Below are 15,448 nucleotides of genomic sequence, written 5' to 3'. Positions count from 1 at the left end.
TATGTAAAGCAGAAATATTATAACCATTTCCAGCAAAATTTCCTGAGAAAGGATGATTTTCTCTTCCTAAAGGTAAAAATCCTTTTCCTGAATCCCACTCTTTAGTAACAGATGCATCTATATTTGTGCTTAATGCATAATTACCTGACAAAAATAGATTAATTATTTGCAAATTGTAAATAGTATTTACAAGCATATATGAAATAGCCTTATTACTTGGTGATATATAATCATCAGAAACACTAGCAGGAAGGATTGAATACATTGAACTACCACCATTTCAATATAATGAGACTCAAAATTTAGAAAGATTATGGATTAGAGGAGGATTTCCTAGATCATTTTTATCTGCAAATGATAATAGTAGTTATCGTTGGAGAGAAAGCTATATAAGAACTTTTTTAGAAAGGGATATTCCTAATTTAGGCATAAAGATACCAGCAGAAAATATAAGAAGATTCTGGATGATGCTCTCTAATAATCATGGTGGTATTTTAAATGCTTCCGATTTAGGTAAATCATTATCTATCTCTCATACTACTGTACGCCATTATCTAGATATATTAGTAGGAACTTTCATGGTTAGACAGCTTTATCCTTGGTTTGAGAATATTAGTAAAAGGCAAATTAAATCACCCAAGATTTATATTAGAGATTCAGGTATATTGCATAGTTTACTTCAAATTAGAACGAATAGTGATTTATTTAATCATTTAAAATTGGGGGCTTCTTGGGAAGGTTTTGCTTTAGAGGAAATTATTAAACATCATAACTTTAGATCTCAAGAATGTTATTTTTGGTCAACACAAAATAAAGCAGAAATAGATTTACTTACTATAAATCATGGAAAACGAATAGCATATGAATTTAAGTTTACTGACTCTCCAAAAATTACTAAATCAATGCGAATAGCAATAGAAGATCTTAAATTAGATGTAATTTACGTATTGTATCCAGGTAATAAAAAATATCAAATAGAAGATAAAATTATATTTTGTGGACTGCAAAATTATCTTAATTTTTATTAAGATTTGATGTGAAGTCAAAATATTTAGTAACAAAAATAATCTAACTTACACAAAGAAAATTATTGATCAAACATGATGCAGATTACCTCTAAATGATCTATCAAAAACGGTGGAAAATTGAGTTATATCACAAATCTATTAAACAAAATGCTTACCTTGCTGCTTCTCCAACTAAACGAGCATTATCTCAAGCAAACCACATTTTTTCTTCTCTGGTAGCATTTTGTAAATTAGAGCTTCTAAAAATAAAGACGGCCGCTAATCATTTTGCTATCAAACACCTTCTTTTATTGAAAGCTAATCAAGCTGCTTTTTTAGAATTACAAAATTTGAAAAATTCATCTCATGCATAAGGTGAGTTAATAAAAGAATCACTAAAAATACAATATTATACTTTCTTTAAGATAATGCAATTTTTAGTACTAAAAACTATTTATCTTATGACCTTATCTTTCCTTTCCATCATTAGTTTATATGCCCTGAACATATGTGTCAGGATAAATTAGAAACATAAAATTTTATTTTTTAATTAACTCACTAGTTACTCTATCCAATACTTATTGACTAAAAATTATAACAACCCTGACTACATACCTAATTACTTTTTCTGAATTGAAGAAAAGACACAATTTACTCAGTAATTGAGGTTATACTTTGCGCTGGAGTAAGCTCATTAGCTGAATTATCTTCACACTTCCCCCTATCTTACAATCCCATCTCTTTCATTACTTCTAATGCTTTTTTATGAGTTTCCTCAGAAACTCTGCCATATTTTTCATATGCTTCAGTCTCTTCTCTTAGCCTTTTTTCAAGTACATTTTCTTCAATAATCATATTATCTTTGAACATCTTTTTTATATCTTTATCAAGTTCTGCACTGAACCTTGTTCTTTCTTTATAATCAGACATTTTATACGTTGTAAGAATTACTAACTTGATTATAAAATAATTATCTTAACTATGTAAATCAAAATTATTTAAAAAAAGATTAGGTATATACTTTCGTACTTCTTCTATTATTTATGTAAAATAATATTATATTTTTTGATAAGATTCTTCAGGCATATTATTACCTATAGTAGATAATCTAACCCAATTCCCAAAAAGAATATTTGCTATAATAACAGGGTGTAAAGATTGTTTCAAAAGCTCACAAGTTTTACCATATATTCTCTCATTTACTCTTGCTGTTTTAACGACCAACTCATTACGTGATATATTTACATTATCTAGTTCATATGCTGATATTTCTGACTTTAAGCTATTAATAACTTTTCCTAAATTTTTTTTAGTTTTTGTCTCATTATATTGAGGAAAATGTTTAAGCACTGAATATTCTTTCTTAGTATTTTTGCAAAAATAAGACAATAACGTTGATTTACCAGCTCCAGCCTTACCCGTTATAAAAAGATTTGTATTTTCATCTTCCATCTTTTTAATAGCTTCTTCAAAGTCAGCATTAATCTCTATTTTCTCTAAATCCATAATTTATAAATTTATAGCAATTGATACAGGAACATGATCAGAGGGTAAGTCATGATTTCTAGTAGATTTTATAATATCTGCAGCCATTACTTTTTCATCTAAATTGCCACTACTCCATATATGATCTAATCTTCTACCTCTATCTGACTTTTCCCAATCTCTTGCTCTATAGCTCCACCAACTATAAAGCTTTTCTGATTCAGGAGTAAACTTTCTGATAGAATCTTTAAAACCAATTGATTTATATAAATTAAGTAGCTTCTCCACTTCTATAGGTGTATGTGATACAATATTTAATAATTGCTTATATGACCATACATCATTTTTAAGTGGTGCAATATTTAAATCACCTGCTATGATCACTTTATCATTTTTTGATTTGTTGCTTTTAAACCAAGCTGTAAGCTTATCTACCAATTCTAATTTTTCTTTGAATTTTATATTTTTACTAACATCAGGTATATCACCACCTGCTGGAATGTAGAAATTATGTAAATCTATATCTTTTCTTATTTTTACAGCTAAATGTCTAGCATCTTTTATAAAACTAATTTTAGGTATAATTTCTAAATCTTTCTTTGCGATAATTGCTACTCCATTATAGCCTGTTGTTTCTCCTTCATGGTAAATAAATCTATATCCAAAATCTCTAAAAAACTGAAAAGAAAACAAGTCATTCCTTACCTTTGTTTCTTATAGCATAAGAATATCAGGAGAATATTCTTTTAAAAACTTATCAATAGAATTAAGCCTTCTTCTAACAGAGTTAACATTCCATGTCGTTATATTAATTTTATTATTATCTTTCATCTTTTACTTTATCATGGATTATGCTTTAGGTAGATATTGATATAAACTTGTTCCATATTTCCTAAGGCATACTCTTGATGCCTGATAATTAGGATCAATCTTCTTAACTATATTCCAAAATCTATCACTATGATTCATTTCCTTTAAATGGCTCATCTCATGAGTTACTACATAGTAGAATACCGCTTGTGGAGCAAATATTAATCTCCAGTTAAATGATAAATTACCACTAGATGAACAACTACCCCATTTACTAGTCACTTCTCTTATAGAAATTTTACCATAGTTTTTTAAATTAAAATTCTTAGCTATATACCTAACTAAATTTTTAATTTCTTCTAATCCATATTGTTTTAGATATTGAGTTAATACTTTAGAATATAAATATTTAGGTGAATTAAATATAATTGTTTTTTTATTCTGCTTAACAGATAATTCGTTTTCACAATTAACATATTTTATGTCATGTTTTACTCCTAATATTGGTAATTTATTATGAAGTTTCATCTTTTCTTGTATGTCATTACATGGCTTTGTAATATTTGATAACTTACTTCTAATCCAAGACTCCTTTTGCAATAAAAATTCTAAAGCTCTATTTTTATTACCACCTCTTGGTAAAACTAACTTAACATCTTTACCTTTTATTATCATTTCATCTTTTATGATTTGGCTTTCTACTTTTTCAGGATTTTTTGCATTTATTGGACTTACTACATATTGATTGAGCAAAAGAATTGTTATTAATATTTTAATTGTTTTCATAATTTTAATATAATCATCTAAGCCTAAATCTTCTAAACAGCTACATAGAAACTTTAAATATTTATGTTCCTTTTATCTGTCTTATAAGGTTTTCTAGCATTATAGCAATATATTTAGCAATTATTATGATATCAGCTTCGTCTGTTTTATTTTTACTTAACCTACTTTTAGCAAAAGATTTAATACTTAATGGATTTATTATATATACTTTGCAAATTTATATTTTATCTACAATAGATATGCACTTACAGTTTATTATTTAATACATCATATGCTGTCTTATGCTCAGCTGTATTATACGTTTAATACAAAGCTTCAACAATATTATACTTTTGTTCATAATTAGGTTTTGTATAACGAAAAATTTCTTTCATAGAGATATTACCACTTAGATCTTGAGCAGTGTGCACTCCATGCTTATCAGCAACACGCTTTAAAAAAGTATGTCTTAACATATGAGGACTAAGATGTATTTTTTTATTTGCTGGAAGTTGAGCAGAAGCTTGTTTAGCAATCCTCTCACAAATTCTTGCAATATCTCTAGTGGATATTCTATTACCGTATCTTGATATTATCAAAGGACTATCATGTGTTAAATTACTTCTATCGTTTAAGTATTTATCAAGAAAGTTTCTTGTTTCACTTGGTACAGGTATCTTCTTTATTACTTTATTTCCTTTCCTTTTTACATTATGGAATCCTTTGGCATAATATTGTCCATAATTAAGCCCAGCTACCTCTGATTCTCTAAGTCCTGTAGTTATTAGCACATAAAATACTGTAACTTCTAATAATGGATTTTGGTTATTCTTTGTGCAAGCATTTATCCTTGTGTCACATGCTCCTTTAAGTCTGGTTATTTCTATAAGAGTTAATCCATTCCATGAAGGCTCTTCTACTTGTATTAACTTTACTCCTATAAATGGATTGCCTGCTATAAGTTTCCTTTCTTTGTTTAACCAATTTCCAAAATGCCTAATCGTTGACAATATTCTATTTATTGTTGTTGCTATATATCCTGTTCCAGTTTTAGGTGACTTTTGTTCTGTTAAATAATTTTGGAATCCTCTTGTTATACTTGGTGTCCATGAATCAGGATTTATTGTATTTAATGTGCTTATAAAATAACTTAAAAACTTATTTAAATCTGTTTTTTTAGCCCTTTGGGTATGGAAGGGACTATTTAAAACAAATATATAATAATACTTATTAGCCCAAGAATATATAGAATCTTCATTTTTATCATATTTAGATAAATTGCTGTTGTTATTTGTATTATCTAAACAAAATATTTTCTCTGCTTCTTGATTCATTTCTATTCTTGTAATAAGTGTATTATTAATTGAATCATCAAATCTTTCTGAGATGGTTTACTTTCTGCTACCAAGAGTGCTAGCGCTACTAAGGTATTACTTTCTATTTTCTTAATATTTAAATTAGATTTTTTAAGATACATTAAAAAAAGTAAGCATCCAATACGTTTATTACCATCACTAAAAGGGTGATCTTTTATAATAAAATAAAGTATATTAGCTGCTTTCTCATGAATTGAAGGGTATAGTAGCTCTCCACCAAAAGTCTGTTCTATATTTCCTAATATTGATTTTAAAGAGTTGTTTCTTTCTTCTCCAAAGAAATTACTCCCTCTCTTATTATAAAATAACTCCTCCTTTAACGATGATATTGCAGTGATTGCTTCTTTATAGTTAAGTGTGACTACTTCAGTATTTGTTACTCCTCTATCATGTGTTAATCTGCCCTCATCAAAACGTCTTAAAGTATCCCAAGTGCTAGTATATTCTTTTATTACTCCTAATACTTCAGTACCAATTTCATTAGTTAATCCTTGGTTAATCATTGTCCTTGATAATAAGTCTATACTTTCTTGTAATTCTTTTATAGATTTCTGGGTCAATTGTTGTTGGTTAATAGTGTAACCTTTTATTAGATGCTCTTTGAGTACTTTGGATGACCATTTTCGAAATTGCGTACCTCTTTTTGAATTAATTCTATATCCTACAGATATTATTGCATCTAGATTATAGTAATCTATATCACGGGTTACCTGCTTATTCCCTTCTGTTTGAACTGTTGCAAAATTTGCAACAGTTGAATCAAATTCTAATTCCTCTGTGTCAAAGATATTCTTTAAATGACGTGATATAACAGATTTATCTCTTTCAAATAATTCTGATAGTTGATTCAAAGATAACCATAATGTTTCATCATATAGCTTAATATCAAGAGTAATCTCATTACTCTCAGATTGATATAATATTATTTTTTGTTTATCTAAGTTTTCTTGAATATCTCTTTTTTGCATTCTTTAAAGTATTATTATTTAAATAATTCTGTGTGAGAGCTCAACCTCTCAAGATATAATGTCTCATCGTCAATTCTATATATAAGAATTAATCCAGATTTCATATGACACTCTTTCCTGTTTTTAGATTTATAATTTAAAAATCCTACTCCTTTTTCATTTGCTAAATCATTTAATATCTCAAGCAGTTCATTCAAATCTTTTGAGTTAACATTTTTATACCTCTCCACGTCATTTTTAAAAAGCTTAGTCAGCTTAATTTCTTTCAGCATGCTTAAATACCAAGATTAGAAATCAATTTTTCAATATTATCATAAGAGGTCAGGTCAATATTATTTTCACTATCAGAGATTGCTTTTTTAGTTTCGTCATTTGGAGAATTCATATCTCTTGATATTTTTTCTTTTACACTTTCAATTACTACTTCTGATAATGTTTGAGATTTTGCTGCTGCATATATTTTAAAGATTCTATGATCTTTATCTGAAATATTAACACTTAGTTTATGCATTTTAATATATAATATGAGTTAAATAATATTATATAAATAATACACTATAACTTATTAATTATCAATAAAGTATATATACATTATATACAAAAGAAGATAATAAATTAATAGTATAAAATACAAAGCAGTTACTATACAAAAATATAGCTATATATAGTCGAAAAATATCAGACACATAAGTGTATAGTTTTTTTAATATTTAAAAAATTAGAAATTTAGAAATTTTGGGGAAGCAGATTTCAGAAAGTTTGATTATGTGTCTGATAAGGTGTGTTATCGGTCTCATACTAAAATTAACAAATCATATAGATGTCATTTTTCAAAGACGAATTCAGCAACAATTTATTTTTTATTCAGATGTGTTAGAATATTGAAGTTTTCGATAAAGAATAGATCGACCTAATCCTAACTGTTTTGCAACTTTAGTAACAGGACCTCTATCTTTTATAAGTTTCAGTGGGGTTTTTATTTTTCCATATCAAGATTTGGTCTGCCAGCTTTGTTCCTTTTAATTGAGCAGCTTTAAGTTTAGTACGCTACGTATCAATCTACTTTAAAATATGATATTACTCCAAATACATGGAATACTAATTCTCCAGCTACAGATGAGATATCAATTTTTCTTATAGTCACATTAAGCCTATCTGATGATGTTTTAGCATTTTAACCGTTATAGGCAATTAAGTTCTCTAAACCATTTCTGATCAATATTTTACCATTGATAACATCTTCAAATATTTTATACTACTTGCTTGTTTTAATCTTTGTCCTTCTGTTTATATATGTATATACCCTAATATATTAGCCATTATCTCACTATAATATATAAATCCCCAAATCTACTTTTTCCCGTATTTTATTACAAGTCAAAATAAAAATGTTCATTATAATTGCTAATGATATACATGTTCTATCACCAAGAAATAACCCATATTCTTTAATTTTTGGATTTGTAAGATTTTATTTATCTATATGATATTTGTAAACTTCCGCTATATTAATACTAAATATGATAGTATTTCTCAAATGTGTTTTGATTACTTCAAATCCTTTTTCTTTTGCAAGTAGGCTATTAATGCAGAAAAATAAAAAATTATTTTATTTTTCATTGGTATTTTCTCGTACTCTTTCTATTTCAAAATCTTCTACTATATTTTCTCTTTTAACAGTTTAATTTTAGTAAAAAGGGTATCGTCCAACATTAAACATGAGAAATCCTATAGCACTGTGATTTAAGAAGTTACAGAGAAATGCGCTGATTCGATTTGAGGTCATATTTATCTAAAATACAAGTGCAAAATTTAATGATTATAAAATTATTATACATGTTAAATATTATTAATGTATAAATACTACAGTCACATTGATAAAAATTAGTTTTAATAGGCAAACAATAACCTAAAAATCTGTTTAATATTTATAGCTTCTATTTTTAGTTTACAACATCATCACTTATAAATTTTGTACATATATACAAACATATTTAAATAAAAACTTGTCAAATATTATAAAATATAATTAACTACTTACTTAAATAAAAAGTATATTTTTACTCATGGGTAGTCAAGGCTCGACAAATTTAACTAGTTACATTGACAGTACAATTAATTCCTATTCAGATAAAGTCAAAAAGTTACCACTATTTGATGACGATTTTACACGCTCTTTGACTTTAAAACAAAAAAAATTATTTATAAAGATTTTTTATCATGCAAGAGGAAAATTTCACGATTTTTTATGGTATGTAGGAAGCAATACACAAAATGCGAAAGTAAAAAAAATAGTAATACAAAATATTTCTGAAGAATTTAATGGCTCCGCAGCATCACATGAAGAAATGTATATGCATTTTGCTAATTACTTTAATGTTGACTTAACAAAAGAATTTTCAATAAATAAGTATTACATAAAATCAGTACAAGATTTCAATAATAATCATATTGATTATTTAGTAAATCATAGTGATGACTATAGAATAGCGGCATTTTCAGCTTATGAAAAACTTGATAATGTAGATTACCCATTCTTACTTAAATTTGCAAGTAATATAGGAGCACAAGGTAGGGCTTTAATTTTTTTTAAAGTACATGCAGTAGTTGAGCATTTTGAATCAACAAGAGATGTATTAGAAAATATTTGGGAAAAAAATTCATATGCAGTAAAAAAGTCTTTTGAATTTATAACAAATAATCAAATATTCTTATGGAACTCATTATTCAATGAGATAACAAAATCTTAATCATGTATTTCAGCTTAACAAAGAGGAAAATCAAGTATTTCAATATAATATGGACAATAAATAATATACTTTACTTTTTTCTTTTAGATTATAACTCAGTTTATGTATATGAAAGTTTATCAATAAGAATTATATCTACTTTTCTATGCTTAGTTATATTGTTTTTATCATTTAAGAATAAATTAAATAATACTATTTATTATCTAACAGAGTTTAATATTTATTTCTCTCTCCCATTCTTTTTTACCTTTATGCTAATTAAATCAAATATTTCAGCTTATTGGTTACTGAACAGCATGTCAGCATTGTATTTTACAATGATTTTAATTCCTCCAAACAAATCATTAAAATGGATTTTTTTATCAATTATTATTGCCATAATAGCTAATCATAAAATTTTTCCGTACGATCTTATTCAAAACTTAGAAGTCAAAAAATTAAAATATTCAATTTTAACTTTTATTGCTCCAATTGTAATTGGATATTTATTTATTAATGATAAGCACAAAGAAGAACAAGAATTATTAGATTATATTAATAGTAATTTATTAAATAAGGATATAGATTTTTTAGATAGAATAATTAAAAATAAAACTTCAAAATTACTTTCTCCAAAAAACGTTCTAGAGAAAGATATATTAAACCTAAATATTTTATTTGATAAATTAAATAATTTATTAAATAGCATTAAAAGTAATAAAAATACCCTAAATTTATTGGAAATAAGAAAATATATTTTAAAACTTGATGATGGATTTAAACATTTAAAAGAAATAATTGAAAGGCAACAATCAATTAAATTGAATTTAATAAATTCTGATATTATATCAATTTTAAAATCTGTTAAAAAAGAACTAGTTTATTATCATACATTTGACAAAAATATATTAAAACTTCCAGTTTTAGATTTTAGTTCAAAAATAAAATTAGATAGTAATTTAATTAAGTTTGTACTCAAGACTATTTTAACGAAATTAATAAAGTATAATATTAAAACTTTTATTAGCATTGAACAATTGCCTATAAAAATAAAGTGTTATAGTGTTAATAATAAAGGTAATGAATTAGAAGTTGCTGGTATAAAAATTTGTATAAAATACATATTTCCAGAAAAACACCTTAGGAATTATAAGTTTGAGGACTTATTACTGAACCCAATCGAAGTCAATTATTGTAATGAAATCATAAACTTACACTATGGAATGTTTAATAACAATCAAGAACTTAATCAATTTCAAATTATATTACCAAAAAATATAGAAAGATTGAAATCTGAAATAAAAGATCAATTAAAAAATAACATTAGTAATGTATTTATTGCAACAAATCTTATAAGAGGATTTTATGCATTAACAATAAAAGAAATACAAGCTAACCTATATAAAAAAGGTTTTAGTTATAAAGATATTTCTAAAGTAATACAAACTCCTTATTTATAGTATTAACTCATACAAATAAAAAATAACTTAGACTTAATGAAAATATGATGAATAAAACATGAATATATAAATAGCTTTAACTATATAACTAGTTAATTCTACTAACATTCGTAATTAAATTACCTTAATAATTTTATTCTAACTTATATATGAACTTATAAAAATAATTTAAGAAATAAATTTACATTAACTATTACATTATAAATTAGTAAAAAACTTATTTTGGCTTGACATGATTTGAATTATTTTTTGAAAAAGTTTTATGTGAAAGATTAAAAATTTTATTTTCTAGCTCTATTTTATCATAAATTCCTAATTTTTCACTTATCAAAGCTATGATACCTATTAAAAAATTAGCTGTTTCAGATCTCATTCTTTTCTGCTTTTTTAAATTTAGTCCTCTTATGGTTTTTAAATTATGCATTCTATCTATTTTTTTAATGAATAATGCTTCATAATCTTGTAATTCAGCTAGTTTATTAAGCATTTGTGAAAATGTTAGTTTTATTTTTTTACCATCTTTAAATTGTATTTTTGTTAACCTCTCTACTATTTCTGCTATACGCCAATTAAATTCTTGTTTGATTATCTCAACAGTACAAGAAGTGTCTTCAAGAACATCATGTAATACTGCAGCTACAATTACATCTGTTTTAAAATAATGTTTTGCCACTTCTCCTGCTACAGCTAATGGATGAGAATAAAACGGCTCACTTCCTGTTTTTCTCATTTGATTCCCATGCCATTTTTTAGTAAATATTATTGCCTTTTCTATTAGTTTTATATTTATTTTGATATTTTCCTCTTTAACAATTTCCTTGATATCATTTATTAATTCTAATTTATATTTGCAATTATTTTGAAATACATCATATTCTTTCCCTAAGTGATATTGAAAATCTTTTTCTTTAATAGCTGTATCTTTAAAAGGAAAATTTTCATTAGGATAACTATAGTATAATCCTTTTTTTATCTCTAATTTTTTAAAATAATTAATAGAAAAACCCACACATATTAATAATGGTACATATATATACCAAAGTCCATAATTTACAAAGAAAATAGAGCCAAAAGCAATTGCAGCATATGATAAGGAGGCAGACATCCCAAATGTAGTTGCTAATATTGTGAAACGACTAGCAATAGGAAAATGCTTAAAGCAAGTTGTTTCTACTCCAAAAGAAGATAATGCAGGGAAAAAAATTGCTACCTGCAAAAAAGTTAAAGAAGTAATATCAGTAACATTGTTAAGCCAAAATGGAATCAAAGGTAAATAAATTGAAAATATTATTATACTAGCACTTATAACCTTTATAGGATGAAACTTCTTAATAAGTTTAATCATTAATAATGTTAGCATAACTATTATAACTGTAATTTTTAGATTCTGATAAATTACTTGCTTAGAAGACATAACAAGATGTTGTTTCATAAAATCTCCCATATATATAAAAGTCATATACATACAAACAGCATCTATTGCTTTAATAAAAAAATATGCAGCAATAGCTTTAAAACTAATTGATTGTGTTTTTTTTAATATATTGTTAGCTATACGATTTGCTGCATGTTTATTTTTTATTCTTTTCTTATAACTTATAAATTCTGGTGTTTCTCTTAATCTTATTCTCGCTATAAAGCCAATTACTGCTATACCAGCACCAATCCAAAAAGCCACTCTCCAATTCAATCCCATAGATATAGCAAACGATCCAACTATTAAAGCAAACATCCCTCCACTACGAGAACTAACAAACATAAGGCCATTACATATATACCTATGCGGAGATTTAAAAGTTTCTGATATATAAAGCTCTGCACCTACAATCTCTCCCATTGAGGAAAATCCTTGTAACATTCTACATAACATAACTATGATAGTAGCAGTTATTCCTATTTCTGCATAGGTTTTTATATTTGCCATTACTATACAAGATACCGCCATTACAAAAGTTGTAATGTATACAGTAAGTTTTCTTCCAAACGCATCTCCAATATTACCTATTATAAAACCCCCTATTGGTCTAAAAATATAAGTTAAGCAAAATGTAGCAGCAGTAAGTAACTGTGAAGTCAATTGATTACTTTGAGGAAAAAATAAATCATTTAGAAAAACAGACATATGAATATATAACATTAAATCAAAATATTCTAAAAAAGTACCTATAGAAAGCAATCCAACAGCTTCCTTTTGTTTTTTAGTCATTCCTTTATTATAAGCCATATCCTATTTATTTAACCTTTAATATTTATATTAAATATATTGTGATATTTTATAATATCACATATAAATTTTATGATCTAATAATAAAAGCAAAGTTATTCCACATAAAATTTTATGTTTAATGGTGCTTTTATTATCATTATAATCAACATGATTAAACCTATGAGCAAGAATTATTCACCTAAAATAAATCCAATAAATTTCATTATTAGCAGTATTATTAATAAATTATAAAAATTTGTGACTATTTAAATAATTTATCATTACATTATTTTGGCATATATTTTCAAAAAGGTATCTCATCAGATGCTATATTTTTTCTGCTTTCGCTATTTCCTTCTGCTGCATCACCTTCTAAACCTTTTACTTTTGCATATTCCATTTCTTCTTTATTATTATGAACACTAAACTCCATCCCATACTTTTTTGTATCTAGTAATACTAACGTACTACTGTAAGATACTAGCACTATTTCTGTTGTATATTATTTTAACTCCAGATTCGTCTTAATATTCTCTGGCCCTTAATTTACCTTCTATATAAAGCTTACTACCTTTATGCACATATTCTTTCACAACTCTAACTAGCCCTAGTGAAAACACCAGCACTCTATGCCATTCTGTTTTTCTTTTTACTCTCCAGTACTCTTATCTTTCCACCTCTCACTTGTCGCTACTGAAAAGGTTGCAAGTTCTTCTCCACTTGCTTGTGTTAACCTAATTTCAGGTTGATTGCCTACATTTCCTACTATTATTACTTTGTTTATACTTCCGGCCATAATTTTTAACTACTTATTAATTTTCTTAATATTAATTGCAGAAGTTTTTCCTTGTTTTTCTTCTATTGCAAATTCTATTCTTTGGTTTTCATCTAAAGTACCAAGCTTGGCTGCTTTTACTGCAGAGCTGCACATAAACACATCTTATTTTGCATTATCTGGTGTTATAAATCCATAACCCTTATCCGAGTTATACCATTTTACATTGCCTATTTGTTACATTTTCTTAATTCTCCTAAAGAAATTAGTTAATTTTTTTTTAAAACATAAATCATCCTTATATCAACATCAATCATCTTTTCTAACTCCTACTAACTGTAACAAGAATACAAATAAATTTATAAAGTAAGTGATCCATATATCAGGTAATTTCTGTATTACCTCAGTATTACTATGTGTTTGTTAATATAGTGCTTTAATCCTTTGCGAATCATATGCTGTAAATAATGTGAATACCAATACACCTACTATAGAAATTACAAACTGCATAGCCCCACTTTGCATAAATATATTGACAATACTGGCTATAAGTAAGCCTATAACTCTCATCATTAAAAATGATCCCATACTTGTTAAATCTTTTTTAGTAGTATGCCCATAAATACTCATTGCCCCAAAGGCACTTAATGTTATAAAAAAATACCCTAGCGATACTCTCTCCTGTAAACACTATGTGTTTAGCACTTGCTGATCATCTTACTCTCCCTGTATACACTGCAGATAAGGCTTGGAGCAAACTTCATACTGATATCACAATTACTCAAATTAGATAATTTTATGCTTACCAAAGCTTCCATAAATAAATTTGATCTGACATCAATTGAAGAAACTAATAATACCTTATTCTATTACGCTAATCTTTATTTTAAAATACTTATTTCTGGGTCTTCTCCAGCAACTGAAATAGCCAGGAAAAATGATTTATCGAAGTTTCTTTCTTTTTTTATTGAGTATACTGGTAAAGACAATATTGATAACTGTACTCCTTCAGTTACAAAGCACTTTTTAATATTTCTTCAAGATAAAAACTATAAACCTGCAACTATTAATAGAGCTTTAGATTCTCTGCGTCACTTTTCTAAATGGTTGATGAAACATAGACCTTTGCTTGCTGGCTCTCCCTTTGAAGGTGTAAAAAACATTACTCAAGACTATCCACATTGGAATGGTTTATCAAGAAAGCAAGTAATGCGTTTAAAAATGGCCTGTGAACAACGACTGAATGCATGTAATAGAAAAAATCAAAACCCTCTACTCGAAATAACTATTTTTTCTATTCTTTTAGCGACAGGACTTAGGGAAGCAGAACTAGTATCATTAAATCTTTCTCATTATTATGCTAAAGGGTTTCATCATGTTAAGCGTAAAGGAAATATTTTTACTAAAAAAGTGCCAATTCCAGACGAACCTAGAAAATATTTAGAGCAATACGCTATATTTGCGCAAGAATATCAGCTCATGCCTCTTTAACTTTATCAAACGAGGAGAAGTTTCATTTATCTCCTCATATGTTAAGGCATACTTTTTTAAAAAGAGTGGCTGATAAACATGGAGTACATATTGCCCAAAAGATGTCTAGTAATGCTTCTATCTCTCAAATATTTCGCTATACTAAACCTTCTCAAGATGAGATTGATAATATTGCTCATGATCTTAATATTTAAGTATTTTTCTACAATTTTGCTAAAATAGACAACCCATTTTACTATACTTTAAAAACTTGGGTAGTATAAGATATGTTATCTTACCCAAGATTAATTATCAATAGAATTTTACTTTTCAAGTATACTAAATATTATTAAGTATATAATAATAAATATTTTACAAAAATATATCTTTCTAGTAT

The 15,448-nt window shown here is 26.5% G+C and carries 17 protein-coding genes and 4 pseudogenes; 6 read left to right on the top strand and 15 right to left on the bottom strand.

Annotated features, from left to right (window positions below; translation table 11 throughout):
• Positions 1–265, bottom strand: a 265-nt coding sequence (locus tag h2es_RS06860) for a hypothetical protein (RefSeq protein WP_154512579.1), incomplete at its 3' end; no start/stop codon positions are given.
• Here h2es_RS06860 and h2es_RS06855 point away from each other — a divergent pair.
• Both h2es_RS06855 and h2es_RS06850 read left to right on the top strand, forming a co-directional pair.
• Complete coding sequence (locus h2es_RS06855; protein ID WP_326845023.1) at positions 255–1,028, top strand: ATP-binding protein; 774 nt, start codon at positions 255–257, stop codon at positions 1,026–1,028. The two genes, h2es_RS06860 and h2es_RS06855, sit on opposite strands and share 11 nt — an antisense overlap.
• A 68-nt stretch (positions 1,029–1,096) precedes the next feature.
• Positions 1,097–1,381 (top strand): annotated as a pseudogene (locus tag h2es_RS06850) (IS701 family transposase); the annotation flags it as partial.
• A gap of 352 nt (positions 1,382–1,733) precedes the next feature.
• Here the strand turns inward: h2es_RS06850 and h2es_RS06845 are convergent.
• From h2es_RS06845 to h2es_RS07975, 10 genes and pseudogenes are all read right to left on the bottom strand, one after another.
• The gene (locus h2es_RS06845) at positions 1,734–1,937 is read right to left on the bottom strand and encodes a hypothetical protein (protein ID WP_154512575.1); all 204 of its coding nucleotides are present in this window, start codon (positions 1,935–1,937) and stop codon (positions 1,734–1,736) included.
• Positions 1,938–2,063: 126 nt separating this feature from the next.
• On the bottom strand, positions 2,064–2,513 hold the full coding sequence (locus h2es_RS06840) for a P-loop domain-containing protein (RefSeq protein WP_154512573.1): 450 nt from the start codon (positions 2,511–2,513) through the stop codon (positions 2,064–2,066).
• Between the two features lie 3 nt (positions 2,514–2,516).
• Positions 2,517–3,194, bottom strand: a pseudogene (locus tag h2es_RS06835) (exodeoxyribonuclease III); the annotation flags it as partial.
• Positions 3,195–3,341: 147 nt separating this feature from the next.
• Positions 3,342–4,088, bottom strand: a complete 747-nt coding sequence (locus h2es_RS06830; RefSeq protein ID WP_154512571.1) for a M48 family metallopeptidase — start codon at positions 4,086–4,088, stop codon at positions 3,342–3,344.
• Between the two features lie 61 nt (positions 4,089–4,149).
• Complete coding sequence (locus tag h2es_RS07980; protein WP_369122807.1) at positions 4,150–4,290, bottom strand: hypothetical protein; 141 nt, start codon at positions 4,288–4,290, stop codon at positions 4,150–4,152.
• A gap of 100 nt (positions 4,291–4,390) precedes the next feature.
• Entirely contained in the window at positions 4,391–5,401 is a 1,011-nt protein-coding gene (locus h2es_RS06820; RefSeq protein WP_154512569.1) for a tyrosine-type recombinase/integrase, read from the bottom strand.
• 2 nt (positions 5,402–5,403) lie between these two features.
• Positions 5,404–6,411, bottom strand: coding sequence for a virulence protein RhuM/Fic/DOC family protein (gene rhuM, locus h2es_RS06815; RefSeq protein WP_154512567.1), 1,008 nt, complete (start codon positions 6,409–6,411; stop codon positions 5,404–5,406).
• A gap of 14 nt (positions 6,412–6,425) precedes the next feature.
• Positions 6,426–6,683, bottom strand: coding sequence for a type II toxin-antitoxin system mRNA interferase toxin, RelE/StbE family (locus tag h2es_RS06810; protein ID WP_154512565.1), 258 nt, complete (start codon positions 6,681–6,683; stop codon positions 6,426–6,428).
• 2 nt (positions 6,684–6,685) lie between these two features.
• Positions 6,686–6,922: a hypothetical protein gene (locus h2es_RS06805; RefSeq protein WP_154512563.1), complete on the bottom strand. Its 237-nt coding sequence runs from the start codon at positions 6,920–6,922 to the stop codon at positions 6,686–6,688.
• A 349-nt stretch (positions 6,923–7,271) separates the two neighbouring features.
• Positions 7,272–7,370, bottom strand: a complete 99-nt coding sequence (locus h2es_RS07975) for a helix-turn-helix domain-containing protein (protein WP_369122806.1) — start codon at positions 7,368–7,370, stop codon at positions 7,272–7,274.
• Positions 7,371–8,477: 1,107 nt separating this feature from the next.
• Between h2es_RS07975 and h2es_RS06795 the strand changes: the two genes are divergently transcribed.
• Together h2es_RS06795 and h2es_RS06790 are read left to right on the top strand one after the other, a co-directional pair.
• Positions 8,478–9,161 carry an iron-containing redox enzyme family protein gene (locus h2es_RS06795; protein ID WP_154512561.1) on the top strand — a complete coding sequence of 228 codons (684 nt, stop codon included), beginning with the start codon at positions 8,478–8,480 and terminating at the stop codon, positions 9,159–9,161.
• Positions 9,162–9,412: 251 nt separating this feature from the next.
• Complete coding sequence (locus h2es_RS06790; protein WP_195909997.1) at positions 9,413–10,600, top strand: hypothetical protein; 1,188 nt, start codon at positions 9,413–9,415, stop codon at positions 10,598–10,600.
• Positions 10,601–10,817: 217 nt separating this feature from the next.
• On the opposite strand, the gene h2es_RS06785 is transcribed toward h2es_RS06790, so the two are convergent.
• The 4 genes and pseudogenes from h2es_RS06785 to h2es_RS06770 form a co-directional block, all read right to left on the bottom strand.
• On the bottom strand, positions 10,818–12,824 hold the full coding sequence (locus h2es_RS06785; RefSeq protein ID WP_154512557.1) for an MFS transporter: 2,007 nt from the start codon (positions 12,822–12,824) through the stop codon (positions 10,818–10,820).
• Between the two features lie 286 nt (positions 12,825–13,110).
• Positions 13,111–13,602, bottom strand: a pseudogene (ssb, locus tag h2es_RS06780) (single-stranded DNA-binding protein).
• 9 nt (positions 13,603–13,611) lie between these two features.
• Positions 13,612–13,815: pseudogene (locus tag h2es_RS06775) on the bottom strand (cold-shock protein).
• A 189-nt stretch (positions 13,816–14,004) separates the two neighbouring features.
• Entirely contained in the window at positions 14,005–14,211 is a 207-nt protein-coding gene (locus h2es_RS06770; protein ID WP_154512555.1) for a Bax inhibitor-1 family protein, read from the bottom strand.
• Positions 14,212–14,379: 168 nt separating this feature from the next.
• Here h2es_RS06770 and h2es_RS06765 point away from each other — a divergent pair, with 168 nt between their 5' ends.
• Together h2es_RS06765 and h2es_RS06760 are read left to right on the top strand one after the other, a co-directional pair.
• Positions 14,380–15,072: a tyrosine-type recombinase/integrase gene (locus tag h2es_RS06765; protein WP_154512553.1), complete on the top strand. Its 693-nt coding sequence runs from the start codon at positions 14,380–14,382 to the stop codon at positions 15,070–15,072.
• Positions 15,073–15,110: 38 nt separating this feature from the next.
• On the top strand, positions 15,111–15,266 hold the full coding sequence (locus tag h2es_RS06760; RefSeq protein ID WP_154512551.1) for a hypothetical protein: 156 nt from the start codon (positions 15,111–15,113) through the stop codon (positions 15,264–15,266).
• Positions 15,267–15,448: the final 182 nt, after the last annotated feature.

Origin of the sequence: Rickettsiales endosymbiont of Trichoplax sp. H2 (genome assembly GCF_009690945.1) — a bacterium.
In the GTDB taxonomy this organism is placed as follows: domain Bacteria; phylum Pseudomonadota; class Alphaproteobacteria; order Rickettsiales; family Midichloriaceae; genus Aquirickettsia; species Aquirickettsia rohweri.
Note: the sequence above shows the minus strand (reverse complement) of the source record. Positions and strands in the feature narration are given on the sequence as shown.

What these genes read in the sequence shown, in the direction of transcription:
- h2es_RS06845 (WP_154512575.1), bottom strand. Translation starts at nt 1,937, where the DNA reads ATGTCTGATTATAAAGAAAGAACAAGGTTCAGTGCAGAACTTGATAAA.
- h2es_RS06840 (WP_154512573.1), bottom strand. Translation starts at nt 2,513, where the DNA reads ATGGATTTAGAGAAAATAGAGATTAATGCTGACTTTGAAGAAGCTATT.
- h2es_RS06830 (WP_154512571.1), bottom strand. Translation starts at nt 4,088, where the DNA reads ATGAAAACAATTAAAATATTAATAACAATTCTTTTGCTCAATCAATAT.
- h2es_RS06820 (WP_154512569.1), bottom strand. Translation starts at nt 5,401, where the DNA reads ATGAATCAAGAAGCAGAGAAAATATTTTGTTTAGATAATACAAATAAC.
- rhuM (WP_154512567.1), bottom strand. Translation starts at nt 6,411, where the DNA reads ATGCAAAAAAGAGATATTCAAGAAAACTTAGATAAACAAAAAATAATA.
- h2es_RS06810 (WP_154512565.1), bottom strand. Translation starts at nt 6,683, where the DNA reads ATGCTGAAAGAAATTAAGCTGACTAAGCTTTTTAAAAATGACGTGGAG.
- h2es_RS06805 (WP_154512563.1), bottom strand. Translation starts at nt 6,922, where the DNA reads ATGCATAAACTAAGTGTTAATATTTCAGATAAAGATCATAGAATCTTT.
- h2es_RS06795 (WP_154512561.1), top strand. Translation starts at nt 8,478, where the DNA reads ATGGGTAGTCAAGGCTCGACAAATTTAACTAGTTACATTGACAGTACA.
- h2es_RS06790 (WP_195909997.1), top strand. Translation starts at nt 9,413, where the DNA reads ATGCTAATTAAATCAAATATTTCAGCTTATTGGTTACTGAACAGCATG.
- h2es_RS06785 (WP_154512557.1), bottom strand. Translation starts at nt 12,824, where the DNA reads ATGGCTTATAATAAAGGAATGACTAAAAAACAAAAGGAAGCTGTTGGA.
- h2es_RS06770 (WP_154512555.1), bottom strand. Translation starts at nt 14,211, where the DNA reads ATGAGTATTTATGGGCATACTACTAAAAAAGATTTAACAAGTATGGGA.
- h2es_RS06765 (WP_154512553.1), top strand. Translation starts at nt 14,380, where the DNA reads ATGCTTACCAAAGCTTCCATAAATAAATTTGATCTGACATCAATTGAA.
- h2es_RS06760 (WP_154512551.1), top strand. Translation starts at nt 15,111, where the DNA reads ATGTTAAGGCATACTTTTTTAAAAAGAGTGGCTGATAAACATGGAGTA.